We start from the raw sequence: 16,172 nt of genomic DNA, 5'->3' as shown, positions 1-16,172 counted from the left end.
CCACCCGGCTCCGGGCGGATGAGTCCACTGACCGGGGCCCCACCGCCAACTACGGTGCTTTTCATGGCGTATCTCTCCTCCCAGCTCCAGCGTTCCTGGCAGGCGTCCTGCCACCTGTTCTTCGGGCTGCCGGTGGCCATGGCCGCGTTCCTGGGCTGCTTCGCGGTTCCGGCCGGGGTGTTCTTCACGCTGGTCCTGGTCGGCGCTCCGGCCTGGCCGGAGATCGTGCGTGTGCTGCGCCGGTTCGCCGGATACGAGCGGGTGCGGGCCGGCGGGTGGCTGGGGAAGCCGGTTGCGGAGCTGTATCTGCCGCTGGACGGCTCGCCGAGCGACCGGGTCCGCCTGGCGCTCACCGATCCCGGCACGTGGCGGGACGCGCTCTGGCTGCCGTACGCGACGCTCAGCATCCTCGGTTTCAGCGCGGCCGTGCTGGTGCTGTGGCCGGTGGCACTGCTCGTCGACGGCACGGCGGCCGTGTTCGGCCGGCGGCCCCGCGCGCTGCCGGTGTTCGAGAACCTGGCGGATGTCCAGGCCCGGTGGACCGCCGCGCTGCTGAAGCCGTCGCCATCGGCGAAACTCGGCCAGCGTGTCGCGGAGCTCTCCGAGTCCCGGGCCGGGGCCATGGAGTCGCACAGCGCCGAGCTGCGCCGTATCGAACGCGACCTGCACGACGGGGTGCAGGCCCAGCTCGTGGCGCTGTCCATGCGGGTCGGGCTGGCGCGCCAGCAGGTCGGGAGGGATCCGGACGCGGCGACGCGGTGGCTGGCCGAGGCCCAGGAGGAGATCGACGCCACGCTCGCGGCGCTGCGGGGCATCGTCCGTACGGTGCATCCCCCGGTTCTCACCGACCGCGGCCTGGCCGGGGCGGTGCGCGCGCTCGCGGTCTCCGCGGACATCCCGGTGGAGATGAACCTGGCGGCCGTGGAGAACGGTCACCGGCTGCCGGCGGCCGTGGAGGCCGCGGTCTATTTCGTGATCGCGGAGTGTCTGACGAACATCCGTAAGCACAGTGGGGCGACCCATGCCTCAGTACGCTTCACCAGGGCCGGCGGGTCCCTCCAGGTCGTCGTCACCGACAACGGGCGCGGCGGGGCCGGGGAGCACGGCGGGAGCGGGCTGCTCGGCATACGCCGCCGGATCGCGGCGCTCGACGGTACGACCGAGATCACGAGCCCTGCCGGGGGGCCGACGAGGACGAAGGTGGAGCTGCCATGCGGATCTTGATCGCGGAGGACAACGCGTTGCTCCGGGAGGGGATGACGCTGCTGCTGACGCACAACGGCCACGAGGTGGTGGCGGCGTGTGTGTCGGGGCCGGAGATCATGCCGATGCTGCACCGCACCCGGCCGGACGCGGCGGTCCTGGACGTGCGGCTGCCGCCGAGCTTCCGCGACGAGGGGCTGCGCGCGGCGGTCGCGGCCCGGCAGGAGTTCCCGGATCTGCCCGTTCTCGTACTGTCGCAGTACGTCGAACAGGCTTACGCGGCAGAGCTGCTGGCCCTCGGTGCGCGCGGGATCGGCTATCTGCTCAAGGACCGGGTGGGCCGGGTCGAGCAGTTCCTGGAGGCCCTGGAGCGTATCGCCGAGGGCGGCACGGCGCTGGACCCGGAGGTGGTCAACGAGGTCATCCGGCAGCGGGCGGCGGCGCGGTCGCTGGAGGGGCTGACGGCGCGTGAGCACGAGGTGCTGGAGCTGATGGCCCAGGGGCTGGCCAACGCGACCATCGCGGAACGGCTGTTCGTCACGGAGCGGGCGGTCAGCAAACACATCCGGGGGATCTTCGACAAGCTGAACCTGCCGGCGGAGGGCACCAGCGTCCACCGCCGTGTGCTGGCGGTCCTCGCGTATCTGGGCAACGACATCACGGGCGAGGCGTCGCGGTAGACCGCAGACGCCTCTGTGGTGGTGTCAGCCGAAGTCACCGAGGTCGGTGCACGTCTTGCGCAGCGCCTTCAGGCGGCCGTTCTGCTGCGACACGTACTCCGGGACCGACCCGGCCTTCAGGTCCTTGCCGGCGGCGGAGCGTAGTTCCTCCGCGGTCTTCTCGGCGGCGTCGCGCAGTTCGTCGTCGGATGCCTTGCCGGCGATCTCGTCGATCCTGTCGGCCCGGTCCCCTACGTCCTCGCGGGCCCGGTCCGCGCTGGACGGGTTCGGGTCGAAGAGCGCGACGTCGAGGATGCCGAGGCACAGGTCGCCCCGGTCCAGCGCGTCCTGCGCGGCATCGCAGGCGGTCAGTCCGAGTGCGGCCGGCACGGCGATGATTCCGCCGGCCAGGAGTCCGGTCCGCCTCCGGTGCCGTAGCGGTGAGCGCGTCCGTCTGCCCGGTGACGACTTCATGGAGCTTCCTCTCCCCGAGTACGTGGTCAGCGCGCGGACCGGCGCCGGCGGACGACCGCCCAGATCACCGCGATCGCGTCGAGGGCGAAGCCCGCGCTCATCACGGCGGTGTAGGCCCCGTCGTCCACGGCGTGGGAGATCACGGAGGTGAGCATGGCGCCCGCGAAGAACACCAGCAGTGGCGGCACGTACCACGCTCCCCTGGCTTTGCGGGGGGCGCGGTCCTCGTCGTAGTCGGCCGAACGTGCCATGAGAACTCCTGTTTCGCTCCGTGCTCGTCACGCGGTCCCCCGCGCCGTCCCCTCCATGCTGCCCGGCCGGGGGGGTGCGGGTCAGTACACCGCGCACCCGGACCGGGGTGAAGCCTGCACCACCGTCCCGGGGTGCTCCGGCACCGTGGCCGGCCCGTCCTCCTCGCGCGGGGCCGGCGCCGAGCAGCTGCGCGGCGCCGGCAGCGGTGCGGGTCAGCCGAGGACGAGCGGCAGCCGTGCCGCCAGGCCGCCCAGTTCCGCTGTCTGCGCGGAGGTCGGTGTGCGGCGCCCGGTGGCGATCCGCAGCGCGTCGGCGTCCGCCAGCGAGGCGGGGAACGCGGTGCCCGCGACGGCCTCCAGCGCGGTGCGGGCCACGGCCAGGGTCTCGGCGGGCGGCCCGGGGGCGTCGGGGAGGCGGGCCACCAGGTCGAGGTGGTGCAGGGTGCCTTCGAGGACGTACGCCGAGAGGTAGTCGGCGACCGTGAGGACCATGTCCTGCGTGCGGACCCGGGCGGCCGGGTCCGCGAGACCGGCGGCGCGGACGGCCGCCGTGCCGACGTCGTCGATGTGGTGCTTGAGCAGGCGCGGTTCGCCGTACGCCGCCGCCAGCCGCGGGATCAGCGCGTCGAGCGGGTCGTCGCCCGCCGGGGGTTCGGGCAGGAGGTCCCAGTAACCGGGTGCGTCGGTCGTGGCGGGCCCGTCGGCGGGGGTGACGAGGGTGATCAGGACGTCCTGTGCGTCGATGACCAGGTGGCACACCAGGTCCCGGACGAGCCACCCCCTGCAGCCCGAGGGTTTCGCGAAGTCCTCGTCGGGAAGACCGGCGACGGCGTCGAGCAGCGCTGTCCAGGAACGCGAGAAGGGATGCATGGGCCCACGCTAGTGCCGCGTCAGCCAAGGTTTGCCCGGTGAGGAGCGGAGTCAGGTGCGTGCTCTCGGCGTGCCGGCCGGAAGCCCTCGTACTGGACGTACTCGGGCTTCCGGCCGGTGCGGCGAGAGTGCGTGCATGGCGTCGCGACGGGGCGAACCTCGGCTGATGCGGCACTAGGCCGTGCGCGCCTCATCCGTAGTGGCGCAACTGCGGCCACGTTTCGGCCCAGGGGTGACGCGGGCCCGTGCAGACGTAGACGTGACCGCCCCATTCCACGTTGTGCATGCCGTACGGGTTGGTGAGGCCGGCGGCCACGGTGACGTGCCGGAAGTAGCGGTGCAACTGGGCCTCGTAGCCGGGGGCGTGCTCCGGGCCGGGGGCGACCGCCAGGACGGTGGTGGCGGCCGGGTCGCCGGGGCCCCACCACCAGTCGGTGTTGTGGGCGCTCACGGCGTGCGGCAGGCCGGTGCCGCGCCCGAGTTCGTTGATGGCGCCGGCCTCTCCGTAGTCGGCCGTGTAGATCACCGCGTGGGCGCGCTGCTCCTGGGGGAGGCCGTCCCACACCCGGCTCACGGTGCTGACGAGTTGGGGCCAGCCCAGGGTCTCCCCGGTGTTCGTGCTGACGCCGTACGTCCAGGCGACCGCGCCCGGGGGCAGGACGGGCAGGACGATGACGGCGAGCACCGCGGTGGAGACCGCGGCCGCGATCGTGAGGGAGCGCAGGCGGTCGCGGCGGGCGCGCAGCCACCCGTCGAGCCCGACGGCACCGGCCGCCAGCAGGCACACGTACAGACCGCCCAGGTAGTAGATCTGGGCGCCCGTCGTCACGGCGAACACCACGAACAGCACGGCGTACGCGGCGACCAGGCACTGCCACAGGGGCCGCCCCGAGCGCCAGAGGAAGCGCAGGCCCCCGAACCACAGGACCGCCGTGGCGAACCCGGCCGTGGCGAGCTGCCCGACGATCCAGGTGGGGATCTGCCCGGGGCCCCCGTTCTTCTCGTGGAGCGCCCGGGTCATCTCGAACATGGCCCAGTCGTGGTGCGCCTGCCACCACAGGTCCGGCAGCACGAGCAGCACGGCGAGCGCGGCCCCCGCAAGCAGCCACCGGTCGGCCACCGTGCGCCGGGCCGGGCCGAGCAGGACGGTGGCCACCAGCACGACTCCGAAGATCCCGGCGAGGTGGTTGAACTCGGCCCCGATCCCGGCGAGCGCCCCGGCCGCGAGCCACCAGCGGGTGTCGCCGGTGCGGCCGATACGTACGACCGCGAGCGCGATCGCCGCCCAGGCCAGCACCTCGTACGACGTGGTGTTGGCGAGGTGCGCGCCGCCCAGGAGCACGGGCATGGCGGCGGTCGCGGCCGCCGCGAGGAGCTGCGTGCGCCGGGCGCCGCCGAGCTCGCGCGCCGTCAGCCCGCCCACGACGACCGTGCCGGCGGCGGCGAGCGCGGGCCAGAGCCGCAGCCCGGCCTCCGATACGCCGAACAGCTCCAGCGAGACGCGTGCCAGCAGCGGGGCGAGCAGCGGCTGGTCCACGTAGCTCGCCTGCAGGTGCCGTGCGGAGTCGAGGAAGTACAGCTCGTCGATGTGGAAGCCGTACCGGGTGGACAGCGCCATGAGGAGGACGAAGACCCCGGCGGCGACGAGGAGCACGCGGCGGTCGGGCGGGGCGAGGGGGCGAGGGGTGGTGTCCGTCTTGTCGGGCATCTCGTCCGTCCCCCCGGTGCCGGTGTCCCGGGGTGTCGTCCGTGGCCCCGGCGGCCCCGTGTGCTGCGGGCCGCCCACACCCTAATCCCCTTTCCTGTCGGGGTGTTGGGGCCTCATGCCTCCTGCGGGGCGGCCCACTCCACGAACTGGACGACCACACCATTGGGGTCGGTGACCTGGAAGAGGCGTTCGCCCCAGGGCTCCTCGCGCAGCGGCATCGTGATCCGCACGCCCTCCTCGCGCAGCCGCCGCTCCTCCTCCTCCTCGATGCCGGCGGCCCGCGTGGCGAAGAAGACGGTGACCAACTCCTTCGCGCACAAGGAGGATCTGGCCCTCGATCACCAGGACGCCTTCACCGGCTCGCTGGCCGCCACGGTCGCGGACCGTGCGCCGGGCGAGTCCGCGCTGACAGCCCTGCTCCAGGCGTTCACCGAGGCGGTCGCGGCCACCGACCCGGTCGCGGGCTTCTCCGGCCCCGAGTTCGCCCGGATGGTCGCCGACAGCCCACGCTGACGGCCCGGCTGCGTGACCTGCACGACCTGCGCGAGGTCCGGCTCGCCGAGGCCCTGGCCGAGACCACCGGCGCCGCCCCCGACGACATGGCCGTGCGCACCGCCACCGCCCTGCTCGGCAGCGTCTACCGCATGCTCTTCGCCCGCATCCAGGAACTGACCCTGGCCGGCTGGACCAACGCCCGGATCGGCAACGAGCCGGCGGCGGCCGCCGACTACGCGTTCGGGATGCTGGAGGAACCGCTGGCGGGTTACGCCGCCGGGCCCTCCCCCGACCCGAAGGTCCACCCGGACCTCATGCTCTGACGGCCGCCCGCCGCGTCCTCGGGCCCTCTCAGCGCCCCGGCCAGGCGAGGTCGTCGACGGCGAGGAAGGGTTCGGCGGCCAGTGCCGCCGGGGTGGCCCCGGTGAACGCCATGACGTCGCGGTGCAGGTGGGACTGGTCGGCGTAGCCGGTGCCGGCGGCCACCCGGGCCGGGCCCTCGCCCGCGACCAGGCGGTGGGCGGCGTGGTCGAAGCGGACCAGGGTCGCCGCGCGCTTGGGCGGCAGGCCGAGCTGGGTGCGGAAGCGGGACCACAACCGCGCGCGGCTCCAGCCGACCTCGGCGGCAAGCTCCTCGACCCTGGGCAGGCCGTGCCCGTCGGTGAGCCGCCGCCAGGCCCGGGCCACCTCCGGGTCCACCGGGGCCCCGGCCGCGTACCGGCGGGTGATCAGGGCGTCCGCGAGCGCGAAGCGGGCCTGCCAGGACGGGGCTTCGCCGAGCTGTTCGCGGATCCGGGACGCCTCGCGGCCCCACAGGGCGTCCAGCGGGACGACGGCACCGTCGAGCTCGGAGGGCGGCACACCGAGGACCGCGCGGGCGATCAGCGGGGACAGCCGCACCTGCACGCACTCCACGTTCTGCCCGTGCACCCGCACCGCTCCGCCGGACCCGAGCCCGGGTCCGGCGGCGAGGCAGCCGCGCTGCTGCTCACCGGTGGCGCGGTCGAGCACGGGCGTACCGGCGCCGAATTCGAGGAGCAGCGTGACCGCCGGGTGCGGGACCATGCGCAACGCGTCCAGGTCGTGCACGCCGAACCCGGCCATGGTGACTCCGGCCACCCGGCTCGGCCGCTGCGGACGGGCGACGTCCCACACAGCCGTGCCGTGCATGAACGTGGGCACCCCTCCATGCTACGAGGACCTGCCGGAACATTCGTTCAATACGCGGGCGGGACCGGTCGTGAGAGTGGAGCCATGACTGCTTCCGAGACCACCGGGTCGTCGCTCCTCACCCTGGACGACGGCGACACCATCCATGTGTGCCAGGACGGGCCGCGCGAGGCCCCCGTGCTCCTGCTGATCCACGGCTCCGCGTCCTCGGCGCGCTCGTGGGACGCGCTGGTGCCCCTGCTGACGGCGCCCGGGACCCACCGCGTCGTGCGCGTCGATCTGCTCGGGCACGGCGGCTCGGACAAGCCGGAAGGCGGCCGTTACGCCATTGCCGACCAGGCCCGGCGGGTCGGTGAGGTGCTGGACCGGCTCGGTGCCGGGCGGGCCGTGGTGGTGGGGCATTCCAGTGGCGGGGTGACCGCGACGGCCCTCGCCGAGGAGCGCCCCGGGCTGGTGTCCGCGCTGGTGCTCGTCAACACCGGGCCGGACCTGGGCGCTTTCATCGCCACCGGCTCCGGCTCCGGCTCCGGCGCTCCCGCCCAGTGGCCGCCGAGCGACGAGCAGATCCGGCAGCTCGCGAGCACGGGCTTCAGCCGCCCCGGCTACCGGGTGCCGGACGCGCTGCTGGACGAGGTCCGCGCCATGACGTCGCACTCCTTCACGGCCACCATGCGGGCCACCCGCGCGTATCTGGAGGAGCGGGCGCTGCCGGAGCGGCTGGCGGTGCTCGGCGAGCCGCTGCTGGTGCTCTTCGGCGAGGACGACCGACGCTGGCGCTCCTCGTCCGCCGCCGGCTACCGCGCCGTGCCGGGCGCCCGGGTGGAACTGCTGCCGGGTCTTGGGCACTCGCCGATCCTGGAGGACCCGCCCCGGGTCGCCGCGCCCCTGCTGGACTTCGCCGCCCTGCATCGCTGACGGAAAGACGTCGTGCGGATTCCCGTCTCAGGGGCCGGGGCCTCCTACGGCCGGTCCAGCGCGGCCTCCACCTGATCCATCACCCGCTGCCAGTGGGTGCGCCGGCGCTCGCGGTCCTGCGCGCTCGCCAGGTGTTCCTGGTGGAAGCGGAGCATCGTGCGGGCGCCGCCGGCGGCCGGGGTCATGGCCACCTGGAGGGTGGTGGTGCCGTGGGTGACGCGGATGCGGTCCGCCGGGCGGTAGCCGCGTACTTCGCCGGCCACCCCCGCCGCCGTCCGGTAGGGCGCGCCGCGCTCCGGGGTCAGGTCCGTGTCCGAGCCGAGCCAGAGGGCGAGTCCTTCGGGGCCGCTGATGAAGTCCCAGACGGCGGACGGGGGGTGGGGCAGCGTGCGGGACACGCCGATCTGCCAGCCCGCGTCCCTGGTGAGTCCGGTGGGCATCGGTCATCCTTCCTCGAAGTGGCGGGCGCGCAGCGCCCTGACCTTGTGACGGTTGCCGCAGTGCTCCATCGAGCACCAGCGGCGGCGGCCGGGGCGCGAGGTGTCCACGTAGATCAGGTGGCAGTCCTCGGCGGCACAGGTGCGGATGCGGTGCGCGTGGGCGCCGGTCAGCAGTTCGACGGCGTCGCGCGCGACGGTGGCGGCCAGCGCCGTCCCGCTGGGGGTGCCGGCCCAGCGGCGGCTGCCGTCCGGGGCGATGGCGGGTGCCAGGGCGGGGCGTGCGGCGGCCTCGTTGATGAACGCCAGGTCGCCGGGCGGGTGCGGTTGGCCGCGCGTGTGGGCGATGACCACCCGGAACAGCGCGTCGCGCAGCATCCGTACCGCCGCGGCCTCCGTCGCGGTAACGGCCAGTTCGGGGGTGGGTGTCAGCCGGGAGCGTTGCGCCCAGGCGGTCACGTCGGCGGGCCCGTGCAGGACCTCGTAGCGCTGGTAGGGCCCGGGGCCGCCGGTCGTCAGCAGCTCCAGGCACAGGGCGCCCGGGTCGAACCGGTAGGCGGCACCGGTGGTGGACCGCAGGGTCAGCCCGAAGGGCCCGGAATTCATGTAACCACTATAAGCGGTTACGTATGACGCACGCCACATTGGCGTCATGTCACATCCGAAGGCCCCGCTCCCATCCCCTGGTTGTCAGCAGCCGATGGAGGAAGGACCGATCATGAGCACGCAGCGGGAGACTCGTACGGGCGGCACGCACCACGTGGTGGTTCTGGGGGCCGGGTACGCGGGCATGGCCGCCGCCGTGCAGCTGGCTGCCCGGACCGGGAAGCGGCGGGACACCGTGCGGGTGACCGTGGTGAACGCGGGGGAACGGTTCACCGAGCGGATGCGGCTGCACATGACCGCCGCCGGCCGCCCCCTCGGCACGATGAGCGTCCCGGAGATGCTGGAGGGCACGGGCGCGCGGTTCACGCGGGGCTGGGTGACGGCGGTGGACGCCGGGGCCAGGACCGTACGCGTCGACGACGAGCGCGTCCTGTCCTACGACACGCTGGTGTACGCGCTGGGCGGGGTCGCCGGCACCTCGGCGGTGCCCGGCGCCGACGACCACGCGTACACGCTGGACAGCGCCGAGGACGCGCAACTGCTCGCCGAACGGCTGAAGGCCCTCGACGGCGAAGGCGGCGAAGGCACCGTGGTCGTCGTCGGCACCGGCCTCACCGGCGTCGAGTCGGCGGCGGAGATCGCCGAGCGCTACCCCCGCCTCGACGTCGTCCTGCTGGGCGGCGAGGAGCCCGGCGCGGCCATGAACGACAAGGCCCGGGCGCATGTGCGGGCCGCCCTCGGCCGCCTCGGCGTGCGGGTCCGCGCCGGCGTCCGGGTGGCGAAGGTGCTCGCCGGTTCGGTGGAGCTGGAGGGCGGCGAGAGCGTCGCGGCCGACGCGGTCCTGTGGACGGGCGGCACCCGGGTGGCACCGCTGGCGGCCGCCGCCGGCCTGGAGGTGGACGAGCGCGGACGCATCGTCACCGACCGTTCGCTGCGCTCGGTTTCGCACCCCGAGGTGTACGCGGTGGGCGACGCGGCCGCGATCCGCCAGGGCTACGGGGTCATGCACGGGACCTGCCAGGGCGGCATGCCGACCGGGGTGCACGCGGCGCTGTCGGTCGACCGGGTCCTCAGGGGCAAGGAGCCGAAGCCCTTCCGGTTCGGCTACTACCACACGCCGGTGAGCCTGGGCCGGGGCGACGCGGTCGTGCAGTTCACCCGGCCCGACGACAGCCCGCGCCGGATCTGCCTGGTGGGAGCGGTGGCCGTCCGGTACAAGGAGACCGTGACCGCCTCGCCCTGGCCGACGTACGGCCGTATGAAGAAGATGCCCGCGTCGGGCGCGTTCTGGCCGCGCGGAGGACGCTTCACCCGCGTCCGAGGAGACAAGTGACCGGCACCACCGACCGTTTCGCCCAGCCCGGCCAGCAGGTGTTCCTGGAATTCCGGCGGCTGCTGTTCTCCGTGGCGTACCGCGTCCTCGGCACCGCGGCCGATGCCGAGGACTGCGTCCAGGACGCCTGGCTCAAGTGGTCCGCCGCGGACCGCTCGCATGTGGCCGACCCCAAGGCGTACCTGACCAGGATCGTGACGAACCTGGCGCTGGAGCGGCTGCGGTCCGCCCGGTACCAGCGGGAGACGTACGTCGGGCCGTGGCTGCCGGAGCCCATCCTGACCGGCGGGGGCGCCCCGGAGGCCGTCCCGGACGCCGAATCGGCCGCGCTGGACGCCGAGTCGGTGTCGATGGCCATGCTGGTGGTGCTCGAGACGCTCAGTCCGCTGGAGCGCGCGGTGTTCGTGCTGAAGGAGGTGTTCGCCTTCAGCCACGCCGAGATCGCCGAGGCGGTGGAACGCTCCGAGGCGGCGGTACGGCAGGCCGCGCACCGCGCCCGTGAGCACGTGCGGGCCCGGCGCCCGCGCTTCGAGGCGGACCGGGCCAGGCAGCGCGAGGCGGCGCAACGTTTCCACGCCGCCGCGACGGGCGGTGACGTCAACGCGCTCCTCGAACTCCTCTCCCCCGACGTCACCCTGTGGACCGACGGCGGCGGCAAGGTCCGTCAGGCCCTGCGCCCGGTGACCGGCGCGGCCACGGTGGCCGGCTGGTTCTCGGCGATCGGCACGGTCGCCTACCAGGGCGTCGAGCCGGCCGACATGAAGGCGGAGCTCGCCGAGATCAACGGCGGTCCGGGCATGGTGTTCAGCGGCCCGGACCGCGTCATCGCCACCGTGACCTTCGACTTCGACGCGCGGGGGCGCATCACCGCGATCCACAACGTGGCCAACCCGGACAAGCTGCGGGCGGTCGCCGAGGGGATCGCGTACGACCTCGGGGCACGGTAGCCGTAGTCCTCGCCCGATCGGGTCGAAAACCGGCGGCGCCGCTCCGCCTTCCGCATATGCCGGTGCGACGGCTACAAGATCGTCAACGAGTCGCCAGCGGCTCGGCGGAGCGCGCCCGGGCATGTCGTGGCGCCACGTCACCGACACGGCCGGGCCCCGGCCGCGTCCCCGAACTCCCGCCCGGCCGCGCGACGCCGGGCTCGTACGAAGGAGATCCCGTGATCGCACAGGGCAAGCGGATCCTCGGCTCCCTGGCCATGGCATTCGCCGCCGCGGCCTCGCTGACCGTCGCCGTACCCGTAGGATCCGCCTACGCCATCGACCACGTGGAGTGCGTCGGCGGCGCGGACTTCCTGAAGATCTACTCCCACCTCGACGGCCGTCAGAGCGTCGACTGCTACGCCAACGCGGGCAGGACCGACTTCGGCGGCTGGTGGGCCGACCGGATCGTCACCGGCAACAACGACCTCGTCTACTACGACGTCAACGGCGACTCGGTCCGGATCAACCGCTGGACGGACATCACGTTCCCGAACAACCCGCCCCGGATCAAGAGCATCCAGATCCTCTGAGCGCCCTGGAGTGAACCGCCGGTCACCACCGTGCACGAACGGCGGTGACCGTGACCGCCAGACCACGTCGAAGCCGGTCACCGCCGTGCACGAACGGCGGTGACCGTGGCCGTCAGACCACGTCGAACTCGTTGCCCTCGGGATCCAGCATGGCCGTGGCGTAGAAGTCCATGTCGGGCAGCTCCCTGACCTCCGCCACCGTGGCCCCGGCACCGACCAGCCGCGCCACCTCGGCGTCGACCCGCTGCTTGCGGACCTCCAGCGGCACGGCACGCCCCCCGCCGGCCTTGAGGTCGAAGTGCCACCGGTTCTTGAGCGTCTTCGCCTCCGGAACCTTCTGGAACCACACCCGCGGCCCCCGCCCGGCGGGATCCACGATCGACTCCGGTACGTCCCCCGCTCCCAGCGGCAGCTCCTCCTCGGGCACCCCCATGTCCTGCCAGTAGGCGCGCCAGCTCGCATGCCCCTCCGGCGGCGGCTCGGGGACGTACCCCAGGGCCTCGGCCCAAAAGGCCACCATCCGCTGCGGATCGGCACAGTCGATCGTCAGCTGCACCGTCATCCCGGTCTCCGTCTCCATCATCGGAGCATCCCAGACGGGTCTGACAGGGCCGGAGAGACCGCCTTGACCTCAAGTCAACTTGAGGGATGAGGCTTGCGCCATGGATACCGAAGAAGCGCAGCGACAGCTGCGGTACCTGACCGACCGTGCCGAGATCACCGACCTCCTGAATCGCTACCTCCATTCCCTGGACCGCGGAGTCCTCGACGACGAGTGGGCTCGCGCGTTCCACACCGAGGACGTCACCGCCGAGATGCCCGTGGGCACCGTCCACGGCCGCGATGCCGTGCTGGACCGTGTGCGGCAGGGCATGGCACTGTTCGACCGGACCGCGCATTTCGGTACGAACAGCGTGATCGAGGTCGACGGTGACAGGGCCACGGCGCGTGGCGCCCAGCTGAGCACCCATGTCCTCGCGGGCGGCCGGGACGACCTCTTCGTCTCCGCCGGGCATACGGAAGCCGACCTGGTCAGGACGGCCGACGGCTGGCGGATCTCCGCCACCGCGCTGCGGATCGCATGGACCTGGGGGACTCCGCCGCGCCTGCCGGAGGAGTTCGCTCCGGCCACCACCGCCTGACGCACGCCCGGTGTGGCGGGGGTCACCGGAACCCGCCGGGGCGGCCGGAGAGGTAGAGGTGTGAGATGTGATGATCAGGAAGACCGGGAGAGCATGCGCACACGCATCAGGGCGGGCGACCGCCAGGCGTTCGCCGCACTCTACGAGGAGTACGCGCGGCCGGTCTACAACCATGCCTACCGGCTGACGGGCGACTGGTCGACGGCCGAGGAGGTCATGTCCGAGACCTTCCTCGCCGCCTGGCGCACCCGGCACGCCGTCGAGCCGGAGGGCGAATCGCTGCTGCCGTGGCTGCTCGGCATCGCCACGAACAAGGCGCGAGGCGCCAACCGGGGCACCGGCCGGCGCCTCGCGTTCCTGGCCCGCCGCCCCGCCCCCGAGCCCGTCGCGGACATCGCGGACGCCGCGGCCGGGCAGGTGGACGACGCCCGGCGGCTCGCCGCGGTCCGGCAGGTGCTGGACGGACTGCGCCGCCAGGACCGCGAGGTGCTGGCCCTGTGCGTCTGGTCGGGTCTCGACTACGCGGAGGCCGCCGAGGCGCTCGGCGTCCCCGTGGGCACGGTGCGCTCCCGGCTCTCCCGCGCCCGCGAGCGGCTGAGGCGGCTCACGGACGAGCGGCTGGCCCGGGAACGGAACGACAACGGCACGGAACCCCGCCCCCGTCGCGGAGAGGTACAGGGCAGGGCCGCGTTCGTGGCCCTGCCCCTCCAGGAGGAAGCCCGATGAACGACCGCACCTGCGGCCCCACCGGGGCCGAACGCGAGGAACTGGCCCGGCTGCTGCCGGCCCCGGCCGGACGGGACCTCCCCCCGGGGCGTCATCTCCACCACAAGGAAACCCTGATGCAGCTGATCGACCAGGACGGCGACCGCGCCACCGCCCGCCCCCGGCCCCGCCTCCTGCGCCCCGCCGTCCTGCTGCCCGCCGCCGGACTGGCCCTGGGCGGCATCCTGTTCACCACGCTCGCCGTGACCGGCCGGGACGAGGCCCCCCGCACCGCCGCCACGGCCACGGCGCCCCGTGGCGCGACCGTGCTGCTGGACCGGATCGCCACGGTCGCCTCGAAGAGCGGCGCGATCGAGGTCACCGACGCCCAGTACGTGTACGTCAGGACGTTGCAGGCCGAGAACACGGGCGCGTACGGCGGTCCGGTGAAGCTGGGGAAGCCCGGTGAGCGCGAGGTCTGGATGACGCAGAAGTCCGGTCCGGTGATCGACGAGGGGCTGATCCACCAGGACGGCAGGTACTTCCCGATCACGGTCGGTGTCCCGGACGGCGAGAAGCCCGTCGGCTACCCGGCGGGCCTCAACCGGCCGACGTACACCTGGCTCGCCTCCCTGCCCACCGACCCCGGCGCCCTGCTCCGCCGCCTCGCCGCCGAGATCTCCGCGGACCAGGACGCGCGCGACACCCCGGCCGGCGAGCGGGACCCGGACCAGGACGCCTTCGAGGCCATCGGCGAGCTGCTGCGGGAGACCCTGATGCCGCCGAGGACCGCGGCCGCCCTGTACAAGGCCGCGGCGAGGATTCCGGGCGTGAGCGTGGACGCCGACGCGGTGGACGCGGCCGGGCGGCACGGCATCGGCGTGGCCCGTGACAACGAGCGCGCCGGCCGGCGCACCGCCTGGATCTTCGACGCGAAGACCCTGGCGTACCTGGGCGAGCGGACCTACCTCATCCGGGACAGCTCCATGGGCCCGAAGGGAACCGTCACGGGCACCTCGGCGGTCCTGGAACGCGCGGTGGTCGGCGCCCTGCGCGAGAAGCCGTCGGCCACGGCCTGACCGGGGCGGTGGCCCTACCCTGACGGCATGACAGACGCGGCAGGGGGAAGCGGCGGGGCGGCGCCCTGGCGTCCCGAAGGGGATCCGGGCGGGGCGCCCCTCGCCGTGCCGAACGCGCTCGGCGCGCTGTGGGCGGTCCGGCACGGGCAGAGCACCGCCAACGCCGCCTTCGCCGGGGCGGGCGCGGTGCGCCTGGAAGGACGCGACCGGGACGTTCCGCTGTCCGCCCTCGGGCAGGCACAGGCGCGGGCGCTCGGGCGCTGGCTCGTCCAGTACGCCGGGGAGCTGGACCTCGTCGTCTGCTCACCGTACGTACGGGCCCGGCAGACCTGGCAGTTGATGGCCGGGTACGCGGCCGGTGAGGGCGTCGCCCCGTTTCCGCTTCTGGTGGACGAGCGGCTGCGGGACCGGGAGATGGGCGTCTTCGAGCTGTATCCGCCGGCCGCACTGGCGGCGCGGGACCCGGAGGAGGCCGCGCGCCGCGACCGCCTGGGCGAGTGGTTCTACCGCCCGCCGGGCGGGGAATCGCTCGCCGATGTCGCCCTGCGGGTGCGCGGCTGCGTGGCGGATCTGGAGCGGGCCGCGCCCGGGCGGCGGGTGCTGCTCGTCGCCCATGACGCGGCGGTCGTCGCCGTCCGCTTCGCCCTGGCGGGCCTCGGCGCACCGGCCCCCGAGGCCGTGCCGCCGGTGCCCAACGCCTCGCTGTCCCACTGGCAGGGCGACGGCGACCGCCTGACCCTGCGGCTCTGGGGCGGGACCGCACACCTCTGATACGACCAGGGGCCGACGCGGAAGTGTGGCCCGTGCTCCGACGACGCGCCCCGCCCGACGGCGGGATCGTGGCCCCATGACCTTCACCCCTGTGCCGGACCCCGTGCCCCGCCCCGCCTTTCCGGGGCGCTGGGTGGGCGGCGCCTCCCTCGTTCTGGGCCCGTCGCTGCTGCTCGCCGGTGTGCTGCTGCGCCTGCGCTTCGACTTCTTCTTCCCGGCGCAGCTGAGCGCGTACGAACATCATCCGGGGCTGATGACGGCCGCGTACAGCCTGGTGTCCGCCGGGTGGGTGCTGCTGTGGCCGGGGGTCGTGCTGCTGGCCGCCAGGGTCGGCGAGAAGCACCGGGAACTCGCCCTGTGGGGGGGTGTGTTCACCGTCCTCGGCCTCTTCGCCCGTGCGTTCCACGCCGGGGTGGACCACCTGGCCTTCCAGCTGGTCGCCGCCCAGGGGGCCGCGGCGGCGACGCGCACGGTGGGCGGGGCGTACGGTTCGTTCCACGTCTTCAGCACGCTCAACGCGGCGATCATGGGCGGCTGGCTCCTGCTGGCCGTCGGCGCGTACCGGGCCCGGGTGCTCGGGCCGTTGCGTGCCGTGGCGCTGGCCATGGCTGCGGGGATGCCGCTGGGGGTGCTCAAGGGGACAACCCCGCTGTCGGTGGCCGCCGCCGTGGGGCTGTGCGTCGCGCTCGTCCCGCTGGGTGTGGCCGTGGGGCGCGGGGGCCGGACCCCGGTCTCGGCCACCGTCGCCGGAAGGTTTCTTCTGGTGGGCGCCGTGGCGACCGGCATGTTCTTCTTCGGACGGGCCGGATGAGCGGCCTCGGATATCGTCGGCCGG

At 73.7% G+C, this 16,172-nt stretch carries 19 protein-coding genes and 2 pseudogenes; 12 read left to right on the top strand and 9 right to left on the bottom strand.

Going from position 1 to position 16,172, the window contains the following annotated elements:
* The first annotated feature begins 63 nt into the window (after positions 1-63).
* Positions 64-1,224, top strand: coding sequence for a sensor histidine kinase (locus tag ACLQ2N_RS35185; protein WP_425819709.1), 1,161 nt, complete (start codon positions 64-66; stop codon positions 1,222-1,224).
* Positions 1,212-1,883, top strand: coding sequence for a response regulator (locus ACLQ2N_RS35180; protein WP_425819707.1), 672 nt, complete (start codon positions 1,212-1,214; stop codon positions 1,881-1,883). The genes ACLQ2N_RS35185 and ACLQ2N_RS35180 overlap by 13 nt, the downstream gene beginning before the upstream one ends.
* Positions 1,884-1,907: 24 nt before the next feature.
* Here the strand turns inward: ACLQ2N_RS35180 and ACLQ2N_RS35175 are convergent, their stop codons facing one another.
* The 5 genes and pseudogenes from ACLQ2N_RS35175 to ACLQ2N_RS35155 all read right to left on the bottom strand — a co-directional run.
* Positions 1,908-2,336: a hypothetical protein gene (locus ACLQ2N_RS35175; RefSeq protein WP_425819705.1), complete on the bottom strand. Its 429-nt coding sequence runs from the start codon at positions 2,334-2,336 to the stop codon at positions 1,908-1,910.
* Between the two features lie 26 nt (positions 2,337-2,362).
* Complete coding sequence (locus ACLQ2N_RS35170) at positions 2,363-2,587, bottom strand: hypothetical protein (protein ID WP_425819703.1); 225 nt, start codon at positions 2,585-2,587, stop codon at positions 2,363-2,365.
* A 213-nt stretch (positions 2,588-2,800) separates the two neighbouring features.
* Positions 2,801-3,457 (bottom strand): maleylpyruvate isomerase N-terminal domain-containing protein, encoded by a 657-nt coding sequence (locus ACLQ2N_RS35165; protein WP_425819701.1) that lies wholly within the window; start codon positions 3,455-3,457, stop codon positions 2,801-2,803.
* 190 nt (positions 3,458-3,647) lie between these two features.
* Positions 3,648-5,165 carry an ArnT family glycosyltransferase gene (locus tag ACLQ2N_RS35160; RefSeq protein ID WP_425819699.1) on the bottom strand — a complete coding sequence of 506 codons (1,518 nt, stop codon included), beginning with the start codon at positions 5,163-5,165 and terminating at the stop codon, positions 3,648-3,650.
* Positions 5,166-5,278: 113 nt separating this feature from the next.
* A pseudogene (locus ACLQ2N_RS35155) lies at positions 5,279-5,428 on the bottom strand (VOC family protein); the annotation flags it as partial.
* 10 nt (positions 5,429-5,438) lie between these two features.
* Here ACLQ2N_RS35155 and ACLQ2N_RS35150 point away from each other — a divergent pair.
* Positions 5,439-5,983 (top strand): annotated as a pseudogene (locus tag ACLQ2N_RS35150) (TetR family transcriptional regulator); the annotation flags it as partial.
* Between the two features lie 28 nt (positions 5,984-6,011).
* Here ACLQ2N_RS35150 and ACLQ2N_RS35145 read toward each other — a convergent pair.
* A complete protein-coding gene (locus tag ACLQ2N_RS35145) occupies positions 6,012-6,842 on the bottom strand; it encodes a helix-turn-helix domain-containing protein (RefSeq protein ID WP_425819697.1) in 831 nt (276 codons plus the stop codon).
* A 72-nt stretch (positions 6,843-6,914) separates the two neighbouring features.
* Between ACLQ2N_RS35145 and ACLQ2N_RS35140 the strand changes: the two genes are divergently transcribed.
* A complete protein-coding gene (locus tag ACLQ2N_RS35140) occupies positions 6,915-7,745 on the top strand; it encodes an alpha/beta fold hydrolase (RefSeq protein ID WP_425819695.1) in 831 nt (276 codons plus the stop codon).
* A 44-nt stretch (positions 7,746-7,789) separates the two neighbouring features.
* On the opposite strand, the gene ACLQ2N_RS35135 is transcribed toward ACLQ2N_RS35140, so the two are convergent.
* Both ACLQ2N_RS35135 and ACLQ2N_RS35130 read right to left on the bottom strand, forming a co-directional pair.
* Positions 7,790-8,185, bottom strand: a complete 396-nt coding sequence (locus ACLQ2N_RS35135; RefSeq protein ID WP_425819693.1) for an SRPBCC family protein — start codon at positions 8,183-8,185, stop codon at positions 7,790-7,792.
* A gap of 3 nt (positions 8,186-8,188) precedes the next feature.
* Positions 8,189-8,788, bottom strand: a complete 600-nt coding sequence (locus ACLQ2N_RS35130) for a CGNR zinc finger domain-containing protein (protein WP_425819691.1) — start codon at positions 8,786-8,788, stop codon at positions 8,189-8,191.
* A gap of 112 nt (positions 8,789-8,900) precedes the next feature.
* Here ACLQ2N_RS35130 and ACLQ2N_RS35125 point away from each other — a divergent pair, with 112 nt between their 5' ends.
* The 3 genes from ACLQ2N_RS35125 (at position 8,901) to ACLQ2N_RS35115 (ending at position 11,640) form a co-directional block, all read left to right on the top strand.
* Positions 8,901-10,121, top strand: coding sequence for an NAD(P)/FAD-dependent oxidoreductase (locus ACLQ2N_RS35125; protein ID WP_425819689.1), 1,221 nt, complete (start codon positions 8,901-8,903; stop codon positions 10,119-10,121).
* Entirely contained in the window at positions 10,118-11,068 is a 951-nt protein-coding gene (locus ACLQ2N_RS35120; protein ID WP_425819687.1) for an RNA polymerase sigma-70 factor, read from the top strand. The genes ACLQ2N_RS35125 and ACLQ2N_RS35120 overlap by 4 nt, the downstream gene beginning before the upstream one ends.
* A gap of 218 nt (positions 11,069-11,286) precedes the next feature.
* A complete protein-coding gene (locus tag ACLQ2N_RS35115; protein WP_425819685.1) occupies positions 11,287-11,640 on the top strand; it encodes a beta/gamma crystallin domain-containing protein in 354 nt (117 codons plus the stop codon).
* A gap of 112 nt (positions 11,641-11,752) precedes the next feature.
* Here ACLQ2N_RS35115 and ACLQ2N_RS35110 read toward each other — a convergent pair whose 3' ends face one another.
* Positions 11,753-12,220 (bottom strand): VOC family protein, encoded by a 468-nt coding sequence (locus ACLQ2N_RS35110; RefSeq protein ID WP_425819741.1) that lies wholly within the window; start codon positions 12,218-12,220, stop codon positions 11,753-11,755.
* An 82-nt stretch (positions 12,221-12,302) separates the two neighbouring features.
* On the opposite strand from ACLQ2N_RS35110, the gene ACLQ2N_RS35105 reads away from it, so the two are divergent.
* From ACLQ2N_RS35105 to ACLQ2N_RS35085, 5 genes are all read left to right on the top strand, one after another.
* Complete coding sequence (locus ACLQ2N_RS35105) at positions 12,303-12,782, top strand: nuclear transport factor 2 family protein (protein ID WP_425819683.1); 480 nt, start codon at positions 12,303-12,305, stop codon at positions 12,780-12,782.
* A 93-nt stretch (positions 12,783-12,875) separates the two neighbouring features.
* Positions 12,876-13,508 carry an RNA polymerase sigma factor gene (locus ACLQ2N_RS35100; protein ID WP_425819681.1) on the top strand — a complete coding sequence of 211 codons (633 nt, stop codon included), beginning with the start codon at positions 12,876-12,878 and terminating at the stop codon, positions 13,506-13,508.
* On the top strand, positions 13,505-14,566 hold the full coding sequence (locus ACLQ2N_RS35095) for a CU044_5270 family protein (protein ID WP_425819679.1): 1,062 nt from the start codon (positions 13,505-13,507) through the stop codon (positions 14,564-14,566). The genes ACLQ2N_RS35100 and ACLQ2N_RS35095 overlap by 4 nt, the downstream gene beginning before the upstream one ends.
* A gap of 27 nt (positions 14,567-14,593) precedes the next feature.
* On the top strand, positions 14,594-15,337 hold the full coding sequence (locus ACLQ2N_RS35090) for a histidine phosphatase family protein (RefSeq protein ID WP_425819677.1): 744 nt from the start codon (positions 14,594-14,596) through the stop codon (positions 15,335-15,337).
* 76 nt (positions 15,338-15,413) lie between these two features.
* Positions 15,414-16,148, top strand: coding sequence for a hypothetical protein (locus ACLQ2N_RS35085; RefSeq protein WP_425819675.1), 735 nt, complete (start codon positions 15,414-15,416; stop codon positions 16,146-16,148).
* Positions 16,149-16,172 lie beyond the last annotated feature (24 nt).

Source organism: Streptomyces sp. DT224, assembly GCF_049844595.1.
Lineage (GTDB): Bacteria > Actinomycetota > Actinomycetes > Streptomycetales > Streptomycetaceae > Streptomyces.
The sequence above is the reverse complement of the archived record's forward strand: the minus strand, read 5'-3'. Positions and strand labels throughout refer to the sequence as shown.